Consider the following 5458-nt stretch of genomic DNA (forward strand, 5'->3'; position numbering starts at 1 on the left):
CGCGTCGAAGGCTGCGGCGAGGGCGTCCGTGGCGGCGGGCGAGGGCGTCGGCGGTGGCGGGCATGGCCCCGAGTGTAGGAGGCCCGGCGGTCGGACGGACACGCCCGGTGGACCGGATCCGCCCGCCCGGTCAGAGCATGAACGGCACCGTGGCGATCTTGACCACCATGATCAGCGCGAACAGCTGGGCGTACCCCTCGGTCACGCGGGCGTCGGTGGACCGGGAGAGCGCGTAGTCCAGGATCGCCGGCTGGCCCGTGATGCCCGCCAGCGCCCCGAAGGTGCGATCCACGGACTGCCCCAGCAGCCGTGCCGCGGCGATGAGCAGGGCCGCGGTCAGCGCGGTGAGCACGGCGGACATCAGGATGGCCAGCCCGCCGACCCGGGTGAACACCGTCTCGATGAACGCCGGGCCGGCGGCCAGGCCCACCACGCCCAGGAAGAGCATGAGGCCGAACTGCCGCAGCGTCAGTGCGATCTCCGTGGACGGCTCCCACACCGTGGGTCCGGTGCGGCCGATCGCCCCGAGGGCGAGGCCGACGAGGATGCACCCGGCCGCCGGGCCGAGGGAGAAGGAGGCCCCGCCCGGAAGCGGGATCGTCACCATGCCCAGCAGGTAGCCCAGCGCCATGCCCGTGCCCAGGGAGATCCAGTCCAGGTTCGAGAGCCCGCGCGTCGAGTTGCCGAAGAAGTCGCGCACCGCCTCCATCCGCGGCGCGGTGGTCACGATGAGCACCCGGTCGCCGACCTTGAGCTCGGTTTGCGGGGTGGCCAGTGACTCGACGTCGTCGCGCCGCAGCCGGGCGACGTCGGTGCCGAAGCGCTCGCGCAGGGACAGCGTGCCCAGGCGGCGACCGGCCAGGGCGCGGGCCGTGACGATGACCATGGAGGTCTGCATCGGGTTCATCACCCGCGCCGGGTCGGCGTCGGTGCGGCGGCCGAAGGCCTGCACGGCCGCGTCGATGTTCTTCTCCGTGCCGTCCAGGACGACCTCGTCCCCCGGTTCGATCCTGTCGGCGGAGCCGGCGATCCGGGCCACGCCGCCGCGGCGCAGCGCCACCACGCGCACCAGCCCCTCGGAGATCCCCGGGATCTCCCGCACGGTGAGGGCGGAGGTGGCGGCTGCGGCGGTGAAGCGCAGCTTGCCGTCGGTCACCGGCGCCGGATCGCGCGGGGAGCTGTTCCACGGGCGGGCGGCGAGCAGGGTGATCGCGATGATGGTGCCGACCACGCCCACCAGGTAGGACAGCCCGTAGCCCACGGCCGGGGCCTGCCCGCCGGTGAGCTGGTTCGCCAGCGCCATCGCCGGCGTCGCGGTGAGCGACCCCGTCCACACGCCGATCGCCGTCGGCAGGTCCAGGTGGAGCAGCGCGGCCAGCGGGTGCACCGTGAAGGCGGTGAGGACCACCACGACGACGGCGGCCAGCATCAGGGGCAGGTTGCGGCGCAGGTCCCGGAAGAACACCTTGCCGGCACCGAGCCCGATCAGGTAGGCGAACAGGGCCAGGCCGAAGCTCTGGAACAGGGCCAGCCGGTCGCCGACGTCGGGCAGCACCGCCCCGACGAGCAGGCCCACGAACAGTGCTCCGGAGGCGCCGAGGCGGATCTTGCCCAGGGGGATGGTGCCGACGGCGGCGCCCAGGGCGACGGTGGCCATGAGGACGAGGATGGGCTGGTCGTTGAGCAGTGCGAGCATGGGCGGGTCTCCGTCCTGCCGTGGTGGTCGGTCAGAAGTAGTACGGGTACGGGGACCAGTCCGGGTCGCGCTTCTGCAGGAAGGCGTCCCGGCCCTCCACTGCCTCGTCCGTCATGTAGGCCATGCGGGTGGCCTCGCCGGCGAATACCTGCTGGCCGTTCATGCCGTCGTCCGGCAGGTTGAACGCGAACTTCAGCATGCGCAGCGCCTGCGGGGACTGGCGGTTGATGTCCGCGGCGTACTCCAGCGCGACCTCCTCGAGGCGCTCGTGGTCCACGGCCTCGTTCACGGCGCCCATGGCCACCATGTCCTCGGCGGAGTACTCGCGGGCGGTGAAGAAGATCTCGCGGGCGCGCTTCTGGCCCACCTGGCGGGCGAGCAGGGCGGAGCCGTAGCCGGCGTCGAAGGAGCCGACCGTGGCGTCGGTCTGCTTGAACTTCCCGTGCTGGCGGGAGGCGAGCGTGAGGTCCGAGACCACGTGCAGGGAGTGGCCTCCGCCGGCGGCCCAGCCGTTGACCACGCAGATCACGGCCTTGGGGGCGGTGCGCATCAGGCGCTGCACCTCGAGGATGTGCAGGCGGCCGGCACGGGCCGGGTCGATGGTCTCGGCGGTGTCGCCCTCGGCGTAGCGGTAGCCGTCGCGGCCGCGGATGCGCTGGTCGCCGCCGGAGCAGAACGCGTGGCCGCCGTCCTTGGGGGAAGGGCCGTTGCCGGTGAGCAGGATGGTGCCGACGTCCGGGGTCATGCGGGCGTGGTCCAGGGCGCGGTAGAGCTCGTCCACGGTGCCCGGGCGGAACGCGTTGCGGACCTCGGGACGGTCGAAGGCGATGCGGACCGTGGGCAGGTCCCGGACCCAGCTGCCGTCCGCGTCCCGCTCCACCTGACGGTGGTAGGTCATGTCCTGGAAATCGAAGCCCTCTACCACGCGCCAGCGCTGCGGGTCGAAGACGTCCGAGACCTTCTCGGGGACGGGGAATCGGGCCGGATCGATGCTCTGCTCGGTCATGCGGACGAGTCTAGTTCCTGCGGAACCTCCCGGTTTTGGATCCGAAAGTCCGCGGGGGTCAGTCCACCCGGTCGGTCGCCCCCAGCGCGGTCAGCACGAACGCGTACTCCCACGCGGTGTCCTTCCAGCCCTGGTACCGACCGGAGGCGCCGCCGTGGCCGCCGTCCATCTCGGTGCGCAGCAGGATCGGGGAGCCACCCTCGGCCAGCGGCGTCGCCTGGTCACTCGTCACGGTGCGGCGCAGCTGCGCCACCCACTTCGCCGGCTCCACGTAGAGCACGCGGGTGTCGTTGAGGCTGGTCACCGCCGCGATCGCCGGGTAGTCCACGGTCCGCACGTTCTCGTACGGCGTGTAGGCCTTCATGTACGCGTACACGCCCTGGTCCTCGATCGGGTTGCCCCACTCCTCCCACTCCAGGGCGGACAGCGGCAGGTCCGGGTCCAGGATGGAGGTGAGGGCGTCCACGAACGGCACCACGGCCAGGCACGCCCGGTACAGCTCCGGCGCCAGGTTCACCACGGCACCCATGAGCAGGCCGCCGGCCGAGCCGCCGTGGCAGGCGATCCGCGCCGGGTCCACCCAGCCCGAGTCCACGATGTGCCGGGTCGCGTCCACGAAGTCCGTGAAGGAGTGAGCCTTGGCCAGCTTCTTGCCGTCCTCGTACCAGCCGCGGCCGAGCTCGCCGCCGCCGCGCACGTGCGCCACCACGTACACCAGCCCGCGGTCCAGCAGGGACAGGCGGGCCACGCCGAGCACCGGGTCCATGGACATCTCGTAGGAGCCGTAGCCGTAGACCAGGCAGGGGTTGGTGCCGTCCTGGGCCAGGTCCTTCCTGCGGATGACCGTCAGCGGGATCTGCACGGGCTCGCCGTCCGGCCCGGGCTCGGAGGAGGTCGCCCACTCACGCTCCACCACGTAGTCCGCCGGGTCGTGGCCGGGGACCTCCACCTCGCGGCGCAGGTGCACCTGACCGGTCGCCGCCTCCACGTCCAGCACGCGCGCCGGCGTGATCCAGGAGGTGTAGGCCAGGCGCAGGAACGGGGACTCCCACGAGGCCCAGGTCAGGTGGCAGGCGTAGAGCTCCTCGTCGAACTCCGGCTCGGAGAACTCCATCCCGACGACGGCACGCGCCCCCGCCTCGCCCGTCGCCTCGCCGTTCTCCTCGGCGGTGCCGCCCGCCTCGGCCGGGGCCGTGGCCGACCCCGTCGACAGGTCCGCGAGACGTCCGATGAGCACGCGCGGGGTGGTGTCCCGACGGACGGAGACGGCCACGTGGGTGGAGGTGACCATCGCGCCGTCCACCTTCACCTCGGCGCGGTGGGGGAGCACGGTCCGCCACGCGGACCGGTCGGCCACCTCGTCCTCGGCCACCAGGGACATCATCCCGTTCGGCGCGGCCCTCCCCTCGGCGTCCCGGTTGTGCACGATCAGCAGGTGGCGGCGCTCGCCCAGGTCGAACGGCTCCACGGAGGCCAGCATCGCGTCCGTGCGCGGCAGCAGCAGGCGCGGGGCGGGGACCTCCGTCTCAGCATCCTCCGGCAGGTCGATGACCCAGGTCTCGGAGACCTCGGAGTTGCCGACGCCGACCAGCAGCTGCGTCCGGTCCGCCACGCCCTCGAACCCGGTCCACATGCCCGGGTCCTTCTCCTCGAAGAGCATCCGGTCCTGCGCGGTGTCCTGGCCGAGGGTGTGGACCATGACCCGGTAGGGGCGCCAGGACGCGTCCCACAGGGTGTAGAACACGCGGGTGCCGGTGCGGTCGAAGCGGACGTCGTAGGCGATGTCCTCCACCACGTCCTCGAGCTCCTGCCCGGTGCGCAGGTCGCGCACACGCAGAGTGAAGCGCTCGTCTCCGGCGTGGTCCACCGCATAGGCCAACAGGTTCCCGTCCGGGGAGACGTGCATGCCGCCGAGGGCGAAGAAGGGCTTGCCCTCGGCCTCGGCGTTGCCGTCCAGCAGCACCTGCTCGCCCTCCAGGGGCACACCGGGCCGGATCTGAGGCGGCGTCCAGTCCGCCAGCCGGTCCCCGGTGTCCTGTGCGGGCACGCGGCACTGCACGGCGTACTGCCTGCCCTCCTCGGTGCGAGCGAAGTACCACCAGCCGTCCCGGCGCACGGGCACGGACTGGTCCGTCTCCACGGTGTGCGCCTTGATCTCGCCGTAGATCCGCTCGCGCAGCGCCTCCTGGTCCGCGGTCACAGCCTCCGTGTAGGCGTTCTCCGCCTTCAGATGGTCCAGCACCTCGTCCGAGGTCTTCTCCCGCATCCACTCGAAGTCGTCGGTGAACGTGTCCCCGTGATGGGTGCGGGTGACCGGCTTCGTCACGGCGACGGGCGGGACGGGACGGTCGGCGGGCTGCTGTGTGGTCTCGGTCATGCCTGCCATCCCATCACATCGGGGCCATGGTGACGGAGCCCACGCGGCTCCAGGGCATGCCCAGGGGATTCGGACGCGTGGTGGAGAGCCGGGACAGCATCTGCCCAAGAGTCCACGGCACCGTGGAGGACTTCGGCCTCGCCCCGGGCACCGGATTCCGAACGGTCCGCCCGGGGCAATGCCATGGGCGGTCCCGTGACCCTGCTCTATGGTGCAGCGGATGCACCGCGGTGCAGGACGGGGCCGCCCGCCACCGATGCACCCGACTGTGACGACCCCGCACGAGAAGACCGCCTCCCGCACCTCCCGCACCGCTGGCGCCTTGTCCCGCCTGCGTCGCCCGGCCGCCCTGGGCGCCGCCTCGGCCGCGAGCTCGGCC

At 72.2% G+C, this 5458-nt stretch carries 3 protein-coding genes; all 3 read right to left on the minus strand.

Translation table 11 applies throughout. The features are described from left to right. Positions 1-130: 130 nt before the first annotated feature. Genes AC2W7A_RS08970 through AC2W7A_RS08980 form a run of 3 tightly spaced genes read right to left on the minus strand, consistent with a single transcriptional unit; the run spans position 131 to position 5079 of the window. Positions 131-1696, minus strand: coding sequence for an aspartate-alanine antiporter-like transporter (locus AC2W7A_RS08970; protein ID WP_485991061.1), 1566 nt, complete (start codon positions 1694-1696; stop codon positions 131-133). 31 nt (positions 1697-1727) lie between these two features. Continuing rightward, the gene (locus AC2W7A_RS08975) at positions 1728-2702 is read right to left on the minus strand and encodes a 1,4-dihydroxy-2-naphthoyl-CoA synthase (RefSeq protein ID WP_485991062.1); all 975 of its coding nucleotides are present in this window, start codon (positions 2700-2702) and stop codon (positions 1728-1730) included. Positions 2703-2760: 58 nt separating this feature from the next. Further along, positions 2761-5079, minus strand: coding sequence for a S9 family peptidase (locus AC2W7A_RS08980; RefSeq protein ID WP_485991063.1), 2319 nt, complete (start codon positions 5077-5079; stop codon positions 2761-2763). Between the last annotated feature and the right edge of the window lie 379 nt (positions 5080-5458).

The sequence above is a fragment of the Micrococcus sp. LASM2_SD2 genome, from assembly GCF_057364565.1.

Bases quoted from the DNA above. Each gene is read 5' to 3' on its own strand.
- AC2W7A_RS08970 (WP_485991061.1), bottom strand. From the start codon at position 1,696: ATGCTCGCACTGCTCAACGACCAGCCCATCCTCGTCCTCATGGCCACC.
- AC2W7A_RS08975 (WP_485991062.1), bottom strand. From the start codon at position 2,702: ATGACCGAGCAGAGCATCGATCCGGCCCGATTCCCCGTCCCCGAGAAG.
- AC2W7A_RS08980 (WP_485991063.1), bottom strand. From the start codon at position 5,079: ATGACCGAGACCACACAGCAGCCCGCCGACCGTCCCGTCCCGCCCGTC.